We start from the raw sequence: 14,037 nt of genomic DNA on the forward strand, positions 1-14,037 counted from the left end.
CTTAGTGTTTGGGCGGCATCGAGCGGGCGTCGAGCGCTGCCTCGACGATGCGCTTCAGGTCGCGCAGGCTGCCGTTCCGCACGCCCGCGAAGGCGGTGCCGATGGTCTCCAGCTCGAAAGGGGCAAGATCGGCTTCGAGGCGATGGTCAACCAGGCGGTCTTCGAGGACCTCACGAAGGAGCGAGCGGGCAAGCGTGGGCACATGCTCCGACGCAGGCGCCGGAACGCGCAGGACACGGATCCGACTGAGAAGCGGCGCAGGGACCCCGTTGGTCGAGTTGGCGGTGAAGAGCCATGTCAGGTGACTGAGGTCGGCGGCAGCGTCGAGGAACTGGTCGCGCCATGCCTTCGCCGTCCCCGTCTCAAGCAGCCCGAGAAGCGGGTCATGCACCGACCCGGCCTCGGTCCGTCCCGCCTTCTCGATCTCGTCCAAGATGACGCCGGGGTTCGCCACGTCGTGCTCGAGGACCAGGCTGATCGGCACCGATGGGTATGAGTGCCGCCACCGCCGGGGAGAGCCGACGATGGCCTGGTCGGCCATGGCCGCGGCGTCGAGCGCAGCGTAGGGGACGCCCAACCGGGCGAGCAGGAGGCGTGCTAGACGTGACTTTCCCGTCCCCGGAGGGCCCAGCAACATGGTCGGCCGCAAGCGGATGGCGCGGCCGGGCGCGACGTCTGAAAGCAGCGCGTCCAGCGCGGGCACCGCATGGGGAAAGACCGCCGCGATCTCCCGCCGGATCCGCCGAAGGTCCTCGCCATCTGGCGCGATGACGAGGGGGATGTCGCGGCCTACGAGATCAGCCACTCCCGTCATCGCATTCTTCGCAAAGGACGTACTGCCGACGATACGCTCCACGACCCGAACCGAGGCAGGCGCGACGGACGTCGGCAGGACCTCTTCCCCGTCGCTGTGCTCCTCGCCGACGGTCGGTTCCTCGGGCAGCTTCCGGTTCCGCCATCCAAGCATCGCGAGGAGATCGGTCCCGATGGCACGCGCCTGAATGTCGAGACCCGCGTCCTCCGGAAGGCCGAACGCGCGACGGCCGCTCGCGACAGCCCCCCATCCGAGCGCGGAGCCAGCGCACGACTCCGCTCGATACTCGAGCCGCCGGACGAGCTGCGGCGTCGGCTCGCCGCGGCTTACCCGACGGCCAAATTCATAGGCGACGTGGCGCTGGTCGACGGCGAGCGCCGAGAACGCCGCGGACAACTCGACCTGCGCCGTCCTCCAGCCCGCGAGCGCGCATGCGTACATCAGGCGCGTCTCGTCGACGGGCGACCCGCCGTTCGCGACCACTGTGGCGACGACCGAGTAGTGGGGACCAGGATCATGGATCGTGTCGCCCGGCTCGCATTGCCCTCGCTGCTCCAGCGCCCAGACCAGGTTGGCTCGATCCTCACCCCCCTCGGGACCGCCCAAGCCCATGATCAGGGCGCGCCAGTCATGATCATGGCTACACTCGAGGTCGATGAGCTCCGGGACCTGCGCACGATCGAGGAGCTGCGCGTAGGTGAGGTCTTTCACTCCTCGCCCTCGACGTCGACCTTGGCCTCGGCCTCGGCCTCGGCGGCTGCGCGCATGTTTCCCTCGCTGATCGCCATCAGGTCCCAAGGCGAGGGCGCGTCGTCCGCAGGGTTCCCCAGCCGCAGCGTCCCTGTGTTGTCGCGCAGGTGCGCCCAGCCGATTGATAGAATCACCCCCCCGATCGGGATCACGACCTCCACGCCGTCCTCAATCCCGACGAGGACGGGATCGTGACTCCAACCTCGAATGGTCCAGCGATCAATGAGACGGGCGTTTGTAAGGTCGGGCCCAAGCGGGCGTTGGGAAGGGATGTCGGACATGGAAGTCTCCTTTAGAACATGGCGGATCGATCGCGCGGCGCGCGCTCGAGGTCAGCCTATGTTCTTGAAGAGAGCCATGTCGGAGGTCCTGGAGTCGCGACACCTTCCCGGAAGAGGAAGACGACGTCAACCACGTTTGCGGACGCCCGCTTAACTGAGAATCGATCCCCCGGGACAACCGTAGGGAGTCGGCAACGCACGCCCGGATACCAGTGGAGGAAGACCACTAGGCATTCAAAGGACTCACCATGCGCATTGTCGATCTCTTCGCCGGATCCGGCGGGTTTTCCTTAGGATTCAAGCGGGCGGGATGCGACATCGTCGGTGCCTGGGATTTCGAGCCGGACGCGATCGCGGTGCATGCCGCCAACATGCCCTGTCCGCCGCAAGGCCGCATCGTGCCGTTCCCCATGAGGAAGCCGAGGAAGCAGAGACAGGCTGACCTGACCGACCTCCTGTCTGCGGCGCCGACGATTGCCGACATGCGTCCGGACGTGATCGTCGGGGGCCCGCCCTGCCAGGCGTTCAGCCCGTCGGGCAAGCGTCTCGGCGACGCCGACCCGCGTGCCAAGCTGACCGAGGCGTTCGCGGTCTGCGTGGCCACCGCGCGCCCGCGGCACTTCATCATGGAGAACGTTCCCCAGGCACAGGGCTCGCGCGTCTACCGCAGGGCGATGGCGATCCTTCGGAGGGCCGGCTACGGCATATCCGAGGATATCGTCGACATGAGCTGGTACGGCGTCGGCCAGGCCAGGCAGCGGCTCATCGTTTTCGGGGCGCTGGGAGAGGCGGACGGCTGGGCCACCGCCTACTTGGAAGGGGCGAAGGCCACCCGTCGCACGACCGTCAGGGACGTCCTGGGCGACAGCGTCGGCAGCGTCTACTTCCGGATGGGTCATAGGTCCGAAGACCGGGTGAGCTTCAGATCGGCGGACGAGCCGGGGGTGACGCTGACCACTACGGCCGACCGGAAGCAGACCGGAAAGGGCGGTTACGTTGTCACCAAATCCGACGAGCAGTTCTTCTTGCGGTCAGACCTTTACTTCGTTTACCCGGGCGGCAGCTCGTCATGCGGAACGTCGAGCCTCGACGAGCCCGCCTCGACGATCACCCGCAGGGCGGGGGATGCCCCGGGACCCAGCTACAAGCCGCGCAAGGGGGACGTCCTCGACGTCCATTCCCTGCCGCTGCTGTCCTTCGAACAGCTCGCGCAGTTGGCCGGTTACCCGGTCGACTGGAATTGGGATCCGAACCCGGCGAAGCCGCTGACCAAGGCGTCGAAGATGCTGATGATCGCGAACTCGGTGCCAGCCCCGTTCAGCGAGCTATGCGCACGCATCCTCCTCGCGCACTCCCGCGGCGAACCGCCGGCGTCCACGTTGCCCGTCGCGATCCCGCCGGGGTTCGCGCGGTGGCTCGTCGAGGAAGGGGCGATCGCGCAGGAGAACGTCAGCCAGCGCATGTCCGACGCGCGCGCCGCCCTTCGGCTTCTCAACGGGCGCAAGGTCAAGTCGGCCGAGGATGCCGAACACAGGCTGCATGCGGCCCCCGGGTTCGAGGAAATGGGCAGGGGACGACGGAGCAACCTGACGACCGCGCTGCGCTTGGTCTGTCGCTTCATGGAAAAGCTCGACCTTGCCGAGAAGGCGAAGATCAAGGCGAAGAAGGCGGCCGTCGTGGCCGACCTCATGGAAGCCCAGCAACGCCATATCGACGAAGAGCCGACGGGTGTCTTCCCGGCGTCGTTCGTACGCCTGCGGAAGAAGGCGGAACCGGACGCGACCGCCGACGTCCTTTGGGTCGAGGCGGCCGAGTAGCGGCCAGCCTCACGGAGCGGCTTCAGCCGCTGCCCGACGTCAGGCTCCTCGGTCGAGACCGAGCGCGATGACAGGGAGGTCGTCCTGGGCAAGGCGCTGGCCCAGGCGGTACCAACGCGACTGTGTCCGCACGAGTCCCGCGGGCAAGCTCAACAGGGCGATGGCACTCGTCGTCGTCGGCTCCGTCGCGACCAGGGTCGGATGGCCGACGGCGGTTCCCCTCAAGCAAGGCACCGTCCGCGTCGTGACCGTGAAGTTATCCATCAAGGGCATGCTGTCGTCTGGCTCGGGATAGCCGTCGGCAAGGACGCGGCGAAGGTCGGCGGCGAGCCGTTCGTATTGATCGGCCGCCTCCGAGATCCGGTCTCGCATGTTGGGACTGAGTGGAAAGGACTGGGTCATCTCCCCTTCGTGCCCCGGACGAAGAGGGCTGTCCATGGGGGGGAATTTGACGCGGATGGGTCGGAACCTCATTTCCCATGAGGACCCAGAGACATGCGAAACGCCTGCGTAGCTTGGGCGTGAGTAGTCATTCGCCTCCGGCGGGGACGATCTGGGGACAAATCAGTTCCAAAACTGGGTCGATCTTCCCCATCCACCTGCCTGCCTACGAAACTTCATGACTATTTGAATGATTGCCTATACGCCTTAATGCCTACAAGCCTTCAACTAGGCGAGTCGAGATGACATTTCGAGCTAATGCCTACCTTAGCAGGCCGTTCGCCCTGCTTGTCATGCGCCAGCCCATCGATCCAATCGGATCGGCCCTAGGGCGTTGGCCCCGACAACCACTAGACCACCCCCGCCCAGGGTGCGATGCGGGCTACGGAACTACCGTCAAGGCATGCCTACATGAAGGCAAAAAAAGGGGAGGTCGAAACCTCCCCGAGTTCTCCAGACCGTCCCGAGCAAGGGACAGGTAGATGGTGCGCACGATCGCGGCATCCGTCAAAGGAATGCGTCGAGCCCTGGCTACAGCAGTAGCTCGGCCGTACGGACTCTGTAGGGGACCAAGACCACTACGTGCCGCGGGCAAACCGATTGTCCATGAGTGAAATCGGACGCGTTTGGAGGAATTGACGCGCTCAGCCCTCCTCCTCCTCCTCGTCCTCCTCGTCCTCCTCGACATTCTCCAAAATCAAGGGAGCGAGATCGCCTAACAGATTGTGGGCCGCGTACAGCGTGCCCTCGACGTGCCGCGTCGCCCCCAGGTCGCCGTGTTCCTTGCGCTCCATGTGGGTGACCAGCTCTCCGACTACCATGAGCGCGCGTTCGACGGCGCCCTGCGCGTTCTCGACCAGGGATTCAAGATAAGCCATGAGTTCCTCCTTCGCTCCGACGACCGGGCGCCAGGCATTTGGATGCCGCGGGACAGCGACGGCGTCCAGGCGTTTTCGACCCAGGTCCATGGAAGGTGCAGCACGCAAATGGGGAGGTAGCGCGGGGTCAGATCGCCCGGAGCTGATGGTCGCGACGATTCCGTTCGCGTCGGCGCATGCGGATGACCAACGCCGGGAAGATTGCGCTGAAGGGTAATGCCTCCCGGCCACTAGAGGAAGATCGGCATGTCGACCTCGTCGGGAGCGGGCGCAGGCCCGAACCCGAAGCGATGACCATCCCGACACCGTTTACAGTGCTCAACGCGCCCGTCGAATGGCAGGAGCTCCAGCGTCCTTCATCCGAGACCTAAACCGGGCATGGGATGTACGGCTCTGCCGGCGCACAAAGGAACGTACGCTGCGCTTCCCGTCCTCCCGCCTCCACAAGCGAATGGGCGACCTCAGGCAGCCGATCGCGGGCCGCGCGGTAGTCGTCAAGCAAGATCGGCTCCTTCTCGGCTCCCGCGTCCAGCCGCAGGACATTGTCCTTGCCGACAAGCAGGAAGGCTTGCCCTAGCGCGTTCTGGGACTGGGCACGGACCGCGGCGTCGAAGACCTTCCGCCACTGATACATGCCGCCCTTCGCTTGAGCGTCCGAGACGGTGAACGCCTTCTCCCCGCACCCGACGCTCAGGATCTGGACTTGGCGACGCTCGATCTCGAAACAGGCAAGGGCGTCGACGAGGGCATTCATGATCGGGTTGTTCGCCCAGATCCCTCCGTCGACCATCCGGTACCCGTCATTTTCGAAGGCGTCGAAGTAGGTGGGCGCGGCGGTCGTCGCGAGCGCGACACGGACCATCCGCTCGTGGCGGTCCTTCTTGTAGTCCGGATGATGGGGTGTCTTGAAGATCCACGGTTCACCGTGTGTGCCTTCGAAGGTCGGGATGCACAGACGCGTGCGCGCCTCACCGAGGACCGACTGCCCGAAGATCTTCAAGAGCTCGTCCTCGAGAGGCTTTCGGTCATAGACGGGTTTGCCGATCTGGCGGAGGCTCCGCAGAGCCTTTCCGATGCCGCTGGAAGGAGCCGGGAAAATGCTCCCGCCGCGCTCCGTGTAGAGTTCGAGGACGTCGGCTGCCCGCAGGCCGTGCGCGAGCCCCAGAGCGACGATACCGCCCGTGGATGTTCCGGCGATCATGTCGAAGTGCGTGGTGATCGGGGCGCCCCCAAGGTACCGCCGTTCGAGCTCGGCGAGGATCGACGCGGGCAGGATCCCGCGGATGCCGCCGCCGTCGATCGACAGGATGCGGAAAGGCCTGTCCCGGGGCCAAGGCTGGCGGACGCGCTCGTGCTGGATCGTGCCGTCGGAGCGGCGCGGGGGCATGTAGTTCATTGTCCTGATCTCTCCTCTCCGGGATGGCGGCCGCCGCCGGCCCAAGTGCCTGTCGCGCGCCAACCCTCGTAGCAAGCCAGCCAGTCGATCGCCCAAGGCACCGTCGTTTCAGCCAGGAGCTTCCAGGCGTTCCACTCGCGAGCCTCGAGGTCGAAGAGGCAAAGCGGCGGCGAGGCCGTGCCGTCGGGGTAGACGTGCGGCAGGTTGCCTTCCGGATCGTCAGCCCGAGGCTTGAGCCGCGGGGACAGCACCCTGACGATCGGCTGGTGGCGATGGGAGGGCGCCTCGAGGATCCCCGGCACGCGATAGAAGATCCCGATCTCGTATTGAACGAAGATCGGCTTGAGGGCGCCGCGCCATGCGGCCATGTCCTTCGAGCGCCTGACCAGGTCGAAACTGGGCCAGCGGCCCAGCATGGCGCCGATTTGTGCGTCGATGGGGACTGGCCCTGTCACCACGGCACACCGCCCATGAAGGTGTGGGGCGTCCCGGCAACGCGCGAGGCGGCGGCCGCGGGGACCGAGGTCAGGATGGCGGGCGCGGCGGGGACGAACAATCCGGTCTTCCCGTAGCCCTGCGTCCCGGTCCGCACCGCGCGGCCCATCGCTTGGTTCTTGCGTTCCATGGCGCTCGACACCACGCCCTTGCCGAACCAGTCACGGAGCAGGTTTCCGACGTCCTCGAGGTCGTGGCGTCCCGCCTTGATCGCCTCGAGGCCCGCGACGAGGGCCTCAAGGCGATGTGCGAAATCGTCCTGCTGGCGAAGGTCGGCAGGCCAGCGGTCGGTGAAGACGTCGTCGGGGTAGACCGGGTTAGCGACGTGGAGCAACCGTCCCGACGAGCTTGCGCGACGGATGTCAGACGCGAGCATTCGTGCCTGCCGGATCAGCATGTCGCTGAGGGTCAGGTTCGACGCTGCCGCATGGCCCGCATAGCACGACAGCATGACCGACGGCGGGATGCGTCCCGTGGCTCTGAGGTACGCGATGTCCCGGAACCGCTTCATAAGCTGGAGCGCCACGGTCGCCACGTTCTTGATGGAGAGATGGCACTGCTCCGGCACCTCGTCCACCTCTGCGTCCGCCTTGAAGCTCAACCCATAGACGTCGTAGAGGCGTTGGTTGTAGGCCTCGGCGAAGAGCGTCTCGACGGGGGTGTTCGCCTCGTACCAGCGGGCGAAACCATACGCGTTCATCGGCACGCGAAAGTGCTCCGACCGCGGCTCTCCCTCCTTGGCGTGGAAGATGTCGCTCTGGCGCTCGATCGTGCCGGGATGGCGGACCGCCGGGGTCACGTCGAGGTGCATGTCCTCGAAGTACACGGTCACGCAGCGCGTCTGGCGCACGATCCGGGCCGGGTATCCCTCGAGTGCCCGCTCGATCAGGTCGAGCGCGATGGAGGGCGGCGTGTTGGCCGGGATGTCGAGCTGCGCGACGACGTCGAGGTCGTAGTCGCCTTCGGTCCATCGCGAGGAGATCGTGGCGTCGATGGCCATGCTGCCCTGCGGGTAGAAGTGAAGGATCCGATCCTTCAGCGGGCTCCCCTCACGCTCCATGTACCTACGGACCCGCTCGTAACGCTCGCATGCGATCCGGTGGAGGCCAGGCGGGAGCTGGACGTTGATAGCGACATCGGCGAGGAGGCCGTCGAGATGGTCAGTGAAGGGATTGATGCCCCGAAACGGCGTCAGCATGGTCATGGTGGTCTCCGGTTGCTCCGGCTCCGCCGGGGGGTTGTGCCGTCGCGGCAAATGTCATCCTGTCCCCTTATGCGGATGGCTCCCCGTTCCCGGACATCAAATCTCGATGTCTGAATCTCGCGGCCTTTCCGCATAGGGTTTCGGAGGGCAGGGATTGGACGGACAGGACCCACAGGACTTGGTCGCCAAGGGCGAGGACACCCTGTCCGTCGCCGAGTTCGAGACGGCCTTCGGTGCGCTTTCCCAAGTGGACCTGATCCGGCTTCGACACGTCGCTCTCTACTTTGCGAACCGCGGCGGCGGCGAGGCGGACGACCTTCTCCAGGAGGCGCTTGCCCGCGTCCTCGAGGGGCGCCGCAGTTGTCCGAGGGAAGTGTCGATCGTGCAGTTCGTGGGTGGCATCGTCCGCAGCCTTACGTCGGAAGCAAACGAAACCCGCAGAAAGGGTCTAGGTCCCGTACCCATGGCCGCCGGCGTCGCCGAGCATGCGGAGCACGACGGTCCGTCACCGGAGCGCGAGGTTGCCTCGCTCATCGACGACGGCGCCGTGCTGACCAAGGTTCAGGCCATGATCGCGGGCGACGACGAGTTGGAACTCCTCGTTGAGGGAATTTGCGACGGCATGAAGGGCAGGGAGCTGGAGGAGTTGCTCGGGATCGACTCGAAGCGGCTGGCAGCCGTGCAACGCCGCTTGCGACGAACGCTCGCGGAGCTCAAGGCGGAAAGGGCGATGGCATGAGCGGTAACGAACGGGGTGACGAAGACAAGCTCGCCGCCCTCGACCACTTCATGCTCGAGCAGATCCTGAGCGCGAGCGACGAGGAGATTCTCGGTCAAGCCGAACCCCGCGACGCCGAACGGGTGGAGGAGGCATTCCGAAAGGCGAAGTTGGCAGCAGGAAAAGCCAAGATGGCCAAGGCTCGTGCGGCCATGGCCGCGACCCAGGCAGCCACCGTCGTTCCGTTCGATCCCGTGCGCACGAGACAACGGTTGAACGACCTGGTGAAGTCGCAAGGAGAGCACGGAAAACGTCTCACCTTGGCGGCACGCGGCGCCAAGGGCGGCGTCGACGGAGACGAGGAGGGCATCCTCGAAGACTTGAACGAACTGCTTGCCGACGACGACGGGAAGGGGTCGCCTTGAGCGGTAGGCTCCGTCCTGCGGAGATGCTCCTTCAGTCGCTCGGCGTCACCGTCCCCGAGGAGATCGACGTTGAGGCGATCGCTTGGTATCGGGGCGCCAAGGTAAGGTATCGAGCGCTGGAATCCTGCGAGGCTCGGATTCTCGGACACGGTGATCGGGCCGTCATCTGCGTCGACAGTCGCAAGAGCCCGGAGCGACGAAAGTTTTCGGTTTGCCACGAGCTCGGGCATTGGCACCACCATCGCGGCAAGTGCCTTGCCTGTCGTTCGGACGAGATCGGCAATGCCTCAAGCAAGAATGCCCTCGACCCCGAGCGGGTCGCGGACGGCTATGCCGCCGACCTTCTCCTTCCCCGATATCTCGTGGCCCCGCTGGCGGCGCAGGTGTCGAAATGGTCCCTTGCCCGCATCCGAGAGTTGGCGGCGCCGTTCGGCGCAAGCACGACGGCGACGGCGATCCGGCTGGTCGAGATGGACGTCATCCCGGGCATGCTGGTCTCCCACAAGACCGGAGGGAGGCGGTGGTTCGCACGATCTCCATCGGCGGAACGCTGGTTCCCCCAAGACCAGCTCGACGCCGACAGCCATGCGTTTAGGATGCTTTTCGGGAGCGAAACCGAATTGAGAGCGCCGAGCCTCATCGGCGCCGACGCGTGGTTCGATCGCACCGGCGCCGACCGCTACGAGGTCCGCGAGCAGTCGTACAAGGCGTCCAACGGGGAGGTCGTCACTCTCCTGCTTCTGCCCGCGGAAATGCTCGCCGTGTCAGTTCGTTGACACCTTGGAGAGGTCCAAGATCGCCGCCATCTGCTCCGGCGGCAGGGCGCCGCGGTACTTCTTGCCATCGATAAAGAAGGTCGGCGTGGAATCCACGCCGAACTCGTTTTCGCCGCGGTCCTTCGTCGCCACGACCTTCGACTGGAGCTCGTTATCCGACAGGCATGCCTTGAACGTGTCGTTCGTCATCCCCGCCATCTTCGCGACGGCAAGCAGCTTCTCCGACGCGTTCTCGGCGTGCGCCCAGCTCTCCGACTGGTAAAACAGGGTATCGACCATCGCCGTCCGGCCGTTCTCGCCGGGCGTGCAGCGCGCCAGCATGAAGGCGGCGACGGCGCGTGGGTCGAACGGAAACTCGCGCACGATCAGCTTGGCCTTGCCCGTGTCGAGGTAGTCCCGCTTGAGGCTCGGATAGGTCTTCTCATGGAAGGCGGCGCAGTGGTCGCACGTCATGGACGCGTACTCGACGATGGTGATCGGCGCGTTGGGACGGCCGATGACGACGTCGGGCAGCACCTGGCCCGACATCAGCGCGGCCACGTCGACCTCGCCATCGGGCGCGGGAGCGACGGAAGCCGGGGCAGCCGGAGCGGCCTGCGCCGGCATGGTGGGCGGAGTGTCCCCAGCCGCTGCGGTCGGCGACGACGTTTCGTCCGAGCATCCGGCCAGTGCCAGGACGGCAGCGGTGATCACGGAAGCGGCAAGCGGATGCAGGCGCCGACGGGCACCGTTGGTGGTTCGGGTCATGGATGGTCCTGGGAATGCGCGAGCGGCCGCACGGCGACTGTCGCAAATGACGGGGATGGCTGTTTCGGCCGACGTCGGCCGAGCTTCAGATCCGCGTCGGGTCCGGAGGACGTTGATCGGGCATGAGGTCCCGGCCGAGGAGGAGATCGGTGGCCTTACCGCCGACACGGGCGACGGTAAGGTCGCGTGGGCCGACGTCCGGTCTATGGCTTGCCAGCATCCCGAACCCGCAGTGCGCGTCGTCGGGGGAGACCGGGGCACCGCTGGAGCCGGACGCGTCGACGCCGTCAGCGTCGGGTTGGCTGTCGAGCGCCAGCATCTCGACGCAGGCCGGAGCCGCCGCCATCCCGTGGGTGAGGGAAGCGAACAGGGAGGCCAGCAGGACGAGCGCGAGGGCGGCGAACTTCATGGGTGCCATGATCCCGATGAAGGCCGCCGCGTCAACCGGGCGGGAACCGTGACGCGGTTCAGCGCTCCGCCTCGGCAGGATCGTCGACCAGCGCGTCGGGCCGGCTGACCTGAACGGCCGTCATGGAGGTCTTGCTGGCGAGCTCCTTGGTCCAGAGACGCTTCAGCATGTCCCGGAAGCTCGGGTGCATCCCGCCGTCGACGTAGCTCATGGGCGTGCCGCCACGGCCTTCCGACAGGAGGGCCTGAAGCGTCTTGGCGTCGTCGGCGCGCTTCGCCGCGACCTCGGGAGCGACGCGGGTCTCCATCGTAGGACAGGCGGCGCCCGGCTCGATCGGCAAGCCGTCCTTCCGCCGTGTGTCGAACACGTAGCGTCCGCCGCAGGCCGCCACGTCCGGCTCCTTCCGCGTGACCTCGAAGATGTCGTAGCCGAGCTTCAGGTTGCGCCAAAAAGCGATGTTCGGGTCCGACCGGTGACGCGCCATCTGCGCGGCCGTCATCCGGAACGGGAAGGACTGGACCTGGAAGTCGCCTTGGCCGAGCGCGAAGGCCTTCTCGGCCTCGGCATAGACCTCGCCGACGCCCTCGTCGGTCATGGCGAAGCAGCCGGACGAGGAGCAGGCGCCATGCACCATCAGCGAGTCGCCCGAATAGCCGAGGGACTTTTCCAGCGGGTTCGGGTAGCCGAGGTTAAAGGAGCGGTGGTACTTCGAGTTCGGGTTCATCTGCGACCGGGCGACGCGATAAAAGCCCTCGGGCGCCTGACGGTCGCCGTTCGTCTTCTTGGGTCCGAGCTTGCCCGACCATCGGCAGAGCGGATGGGTCTTCTGGAGCGCATAGCGTCCGTCGGCGCCGAGCTTCCAGACCTCGAGTTCGCTTTCCTCCTTGAAGATGCGAACGAGGATCGATCCGGCAGGGCGGACCTTTGCGTCGGCGTATGCCGGGACGAGGTCCTTGTAAGCCGTCTCCGTCATCGACACGCATCCGCCCGCAGCCAGCAACGCCATGAACGCGGCCGCAAGGGCGACTGTCCGTGAAGCGCCAAGCCCGGCACGTGTTCGATGTTCTGGGTGCATCTCGTTCCGGAAGCGCTGGACGGTCGACATCGGTCGATCATCGACGGCAGGGCTGACGCGGACGTGACCTCCAGCGGGCTGGAGGTGTCGCTGCGCGCGATCGCCATGAGGGGCTTCGATCGGGCGGAAGTGAGGCGGAAGCCTCAGTGCGTCTCGTGCAGGCACTCGCCGTGGTCGCCGAGCACCTCGATCACCCGGCAATCGGCGACGGAGTGGTTCGTACAGTCCGCCATCCGCGCGACCTCCGCCCGCAGCGCCGTCAACCGGGCGATCTTGTGGTCGATGTCGGCGAGATGGGCCGTCGCGATCCGGTCCGCACTCTCGCAAGGACGGTCCGGCTCCCCGGCCAGCGCGAGAAGCTCGCGGATCGGGTCGATCTCGAAGCCGAGCTCGCGGGCATGCCGGATGAAGCGGAGCCGACGCAGATCCGCGGCATCGTACAGACGGCGGTTGCCCTCCGTCCGCGGCGGTGAGGGCAGCAGGCCGATCTGCTCGTAGTACCGGATTGTCGGCACCTTGATGCCGCTCGCGCGCGACGCCTCGCCGATCGGAACGCCCTTCGTCATTTTCCGCTTGCTCCTCTAGCCGCTAGAGGACGTAAGCCTGCGTTGAGATAGACGCAAGGAGAGCGCCATGAGCGCCGTGACGAACGAAAGCCGCTACCGGGTCACCGGGATGGACTGCGCGGCCTGTGCGAACAAGGTCGACACCGCCATCCGTCGGCTCCCGGGTGTCGAGGACGTCGCCGTCTCCGTGTCCGCCGGAACGGTGAGGGTTAGCCATGCCGAGGGCTTCGACGGCACCGCCGTGGTGAAGCAGGTGCGGAACCTTGGGTACGGGGCCGAGCCAGCCGTGGATCGGGTACCAGACAGCCATGAGGCCGACGGCCACGACCATGCAGGCCACACGCACGACGACCCGAGCGAGGCGGGGTTGCCCTGGTGGCGGACGCGCAAGGCACGGCTGACGGCGGCCTGCGGCGTCGCCCTCGTCGCCGCCTACGTCCTCGGCCACCTCGTGCCCTCGCTCGAACGCCCGGCCTTCCTCGCGGCACTCGCAGTCGGCCTCGTCCCCGTCGCCTGGCGCGCGATCACGGCTGCCCGCTTCGGCACGCCCTTCTCGATCGAGACGCTGATGTCGATCGCCGCCATCGGCGCCGTCTTCATCGGCGCCGAGGAGGAGGCCGCGACGGTCGTTCTCCTGTTCCTCGTCGGAGAGATGCTGGAGGGCGTCGCCGCGGGCCGGGCCCGGGCCAGCATCCAGGGCCTCTCGGCCCTCGTGCCGAAGACCGCGCTTGTCGAGAGAGATGGCCAGACGACGGAGGTGCCCGCCGAGAGCCTTGCCGTCGGCTCCACCATCCTCGTGCGTCCCGGCGACCGCATTCCCGCCGACGGCTCGGTCGTCGAGGGATCCGGCGAGGTCGACGAGGCGCCGGTCACGGGCGAGAGCGTCCCGAAGCGCAAGGCCGTGGGCGATCCCGTCTTCGCCGGCACGGTCAACGGCGGTTCGGTCCTGCGCGTGACGGTCACGGCCGCCGCGTCGGATAACACGATCGCGCGCGTCGTCCGCCTCGTGGAGGAAGCCCAGGAGTCGAAGTCGCCGACCGAGCGCTTCATCGACCGCTTCTCCAAGGTCTACACCCCCGCCGTCCTCGCGGTCGGTGCGCTCGTAGCCGTCGTCCCGCCGCTTGCCTTCGGCGGTGCCTGGGACGAATGGATCTACAAGGGTCTCGCGATCCTGCTGATCGGCTGCCCCTGCGCGCTCGTGATCTCGACGCCAGCGGCCATCGCCGCCGGCCTGTCGGCGGGCGC

The 14,037-nt window shown here is 66.6% G+C and carries 16 protein-coding genes; 5 read left to right on the forward strand and 11 right to left on the reverse strand.

The features are described from left to right. Window position 1: 1 nt before the first annotated feature. On the reverse strand, window positions 2-1,525 hold the full coding sequence (locus ASG43_RS08810; protein ID WP_056503272.1) for an AAA family ATPase: 1,524 nt from the start codon (window positions 1,523-1,525) through the stop codon (window positions 2-4). Then, window positions 1,522-1,845 carry a hypothetical protein gene (locus ASG43_RS08815; protein ID WP_056503274.1) on the reverse strand — a complete coding sequence of 108 codons (324 nt, stop codon included), beginning with the start codon at window positions 1,843-1,845 and terminating at the stop codon, window positions 1,522-1,524. Before ASG43_RS08815 ends, ASG43_RS08810 begins: the two co-directional genes overlap by 4 nt. Window positions 1,846-2,093: 248 nt before the next feature. Here ASG43_RS08815 and ASG43_RS08820 point away from each other — a divergent pair, with 248 nt between their 5' ends. Then, a complete protein-coding gene (locus ASG43_RS08820; RefSeq protein ID WP_056503280.1) occupies window positions 2,094-3,662 on the forward strand; it encodes a DNA cytosine methyltransferase in 1,569 nt (522 codons plus the stop codon). A 39-nt stretch (window positions 3,663-3,701) separates the two neighbouring features. On the opposite strand, the gene ASG43_RS08825 is transcribed toward ASG43_RS08820, so the two are convergent. The 5 genes from ASG43_RS08825 to ASG43_RS08850 form a co-directional block, all read right to left on the reverse strand. Further along, window positions 3,702-4,064, reverse strand: a complete 363-nt coding sequence (locus tag ASG43_RS08825; protein ID WP_056503282.1) for a hypothetical protein — start codon at window positions 4,062-4,064, stop codon at window positions 3,702-3,704. 683 nt (window positions 4,065-4,747) lie between these two features. Beyond that, window positions 4,748-4,981 carry a hypothetical protein gene (locus tag ASG43_RS08830; RefSeq protein ID WP_056503285.1) on the reverse strand — a complete coding sequence of 78 codons (234 nt, stop codon included), beginning with the start codon at window positions 4,979-4,981 and terminating at the stop codon, window positions 4,748-4,750. Window positions 4,982-5,348: 367 nt separating this feature from the next. Continuing rightward, window positions 5,349-6,473, reverse strand: coding sequence for a CBASS cGAMP-activated phospholipase (locus ASG43_RS08840; protein WP_244488033.1), 1,125 nt, complete (start codon window positions 6,471-6,473; stop codon window positions 5,349-5,351). Continuing rightward, complete coding sequence (locus ASG43_RS08845; protein WP_056503292.1) at window positions 6,374-6,793, reverse strand: hypothetical protein; 420 nt, start codon at window positions 6,791-6,793, stop codon at window positions 6,374-6,376. Before ASG43_RS08845 ends, ASG43_RS08840 begins: the two co-directional genes overlap by 100 nt. A 35-nt stretch (window positions 6,794-6,828) precedes the next feature. Beyond that, window positions 6,829-8,076 (reverse strand): nucleotidyltransferase, encoded by a 1,248-nt coding sequence (locus ASG43_RS08850; protein ID WP_056503295.1) that lies wholly within the window; start codon window positions 8,074-8,076, stop codon window positions 6,829-6,831. A 178-nt stretch (window positions 8,077-8,254) separates the two neighbouring features. Here ASG43_RS08850 and ASG43_RS08855 point away from each other — a divergent pair, with 178 nt between their 5' ends. From ASG43_RS08855 to ASG43_RS08865, 3 genes are read left to right on the forward strand one after another with little or no spacing between them, the layout of a single operon-like run. Then, a complete protein-coding gene (locus ASG43_RS08855; protein WP_156386605.1) occupies window positions 8,255-8,815 on the forward strand; it encodes a sigma-70 family RNA polymerase sigma factor in 561 nt (186 codons plus the stop codon). After that, window positions 8,812-9,219, forward strand: coding sequence for a hypothetical protein (locus ASG43_RS08860; protein ID WP_056503300.1), 408 nt, complete (start codon window positions 8,812-8,814; stop codon window positions 9,217-9,219). Before ASG43_RS08855 ends, ASG43_RS08860 begins: the two co-directional genes overlap by 4 nt. Then, the gene (locus ASG43_RS08865) at window positions 9,216-9,995 is read left to right on the forward strand and encodes an ImmA/IrrE family metallo-endopeptidase (RefSeq protein WP_200939495.1); all 780 of its coding nucleotides are present in this window, start codon (window positions 9,216-9,218) and stop codon (window positions 9,993-9,995) included. The genes ASG43_RS08860 and ASG43_RS08865 overlap by 4 nt, the downstream gene beginning before the upstream one ends. Here the strand turns inward: ASG43_RS08865 and ASG43_RS08870 are convergent. The 4 genes from ASG43_RS08870 to ASG43_RS08885 form a co-directional block, all read right to left on the reverse strand. Next, complete coding sequence (locus ASG43_RS08870) at window positions 9,984-10,742, reverse strand: DsbA family protein (protein WP_056503303.1); 759 nt, start codon at window positions 10,740-10,742, stop codon at window positions 9,984-9,986. The two genes, ASG43_RS08865 and ASG43_RS08870, sit on opposite strands and share 12 nt — an antisense overlap. 85 nt (window positions 10,743-10,827) lie before the next feature. Then, window positions 10,828-11,151: a hypothetical protein gene (locus ASG43_RS08875; RefSeq protein WP_056503305.1), complete on the reverse strand. Its 324-nt coding sequence runs from the start codon at window positions 11,149-11,151 to the stop codon at window positions 10,828-10,830. A gap of 58 nt (window positions 11,152-11,209) precedes the next feature. Beyond that, entirely contained in the window at window positions 11,210-12,124 is a 915-nt protein-coding gene (locus ASG43_RS08880) for a murein L,D-transpeptidase family protein (protein ID WP_348271074.1), read from the reverse strand. A gap of 245 nt (window positions 12,125-12,369) precedes the next feature. Beyond that, window positions 12,370-12,792, reverse strand: a complete 423-nt coding sequence (locus ASG43_RS08885) for a helix-turn-helix domain-containing protein (protein WP_056503308.1) — start codon at window positions 12,790-12,792, stop codon at window positions 12,370-12,372. A gap of 67 nt (window positions 12,793-12,859) precedes the next feature. On the opposite strand from ASG43_RS08885, the gene ASG43_RS08890 reads away from it, so the two are divergent. Beyond that, window positions 12,860-14,037 (forward strand): heavy metal translocating P-type ATPase (locus tag ASG43_RS08890; RefSeq protein ID WP_156386606.1); only part of this gene is annotated, 1,178 nt, incomplete at its 3' end.

The organism is Aureimonas sp. Leaf454, assembly GCF_001424685.1.
Lineage (GTDB): Bacteria > Pseudomonadota > Alphaproteobacteria > Rhizobiales > Rhizobiaceae > Plantimonas.

Excerpts from the sequence above, each read along its gene's own strand:
- ASG43_RS08815 (WP_056503274.1), bottom strand. The coding sequence starts at position 1,845 with ATGTCCGACATCCCTTCCCAACGCCCGCTTGGGCCCGACCTTACAAAC.
- ASG43_RS08820 (WP_056503280.1), top strand. The coding sequence starts at position 2,094 with ATGCGCATTGTCGATCTCTTCGCCGGATCCGGCGGGTTTTCCTTAGGA.
- ASG43_RS08825 (WP_056503282.1), bottom strand. The coding sequence starts at position 4,064 with ATGACCCAGTCCTTTCCACTCAGTCCCAACATGCGAGACCGGATCTCG.
- ASG43_RS08830 (WP_056503285.1), bottom strand. The coding sequence starts at position 4,981 with ATGGCTTATCTTGAATCCCTGGTCGAGAACGCGCAGGGCGCCGTCGAA.
- ASG43_RS08845 (WP_056503292.1), bottom strand. The coding sequence starts at position 6,793 with ATGCTGGGCCGCTGGCCCAGTTTCGACCTGGTCAGGCGCTCGAAGGAC.
- ASG43_RS08850 (WP_056503295.1), bottom strand. The coding sequence starts at position 8,076 with ATGACCATGCTGACGCCGTTTCGGGGCATCAATCCCTTCACTGACCAT.
- ASG43_RS08860 (WP_056503300.1), top strand. The coding sequence starts at position 8,812 with ATGAGCGGTAACGAACGGGGTGACGAAGACAAGCTCGCCGCCCTCGAC.
- ASG43_RS08870 (WP_056503303.1), bottom strand. The coding sequence starts at position 10,742 with ATGACCCGAACCACCAACGGTGCCCGTCGGCGCCTGCATCCGCTTGCC.
- ASG43_RS08875 (WP_056503305.1), bottom strand. The coding sequence starts at position 11,151 with ATGAAGTTCGCCGCCCTCGCGCTCGTCCTGCTGGCCTCCCTGTTCGCT.
- ASG43_RS08880 (WP_348271074.1), bottom strand. The coding sequence starts at position 12,124 with ATGACGGAGACGGCTTACAAGGACCTCGTCCCGGCATACGCCGACGCA.
- ASG43_RS08885 (WP_056503308.1), bottom strand. The coding sequence starts at position 12,792 with ATGACGAAGGGCGTTCCGATCGGCGAGGCGTCGCGCGCGAGCGGCATC.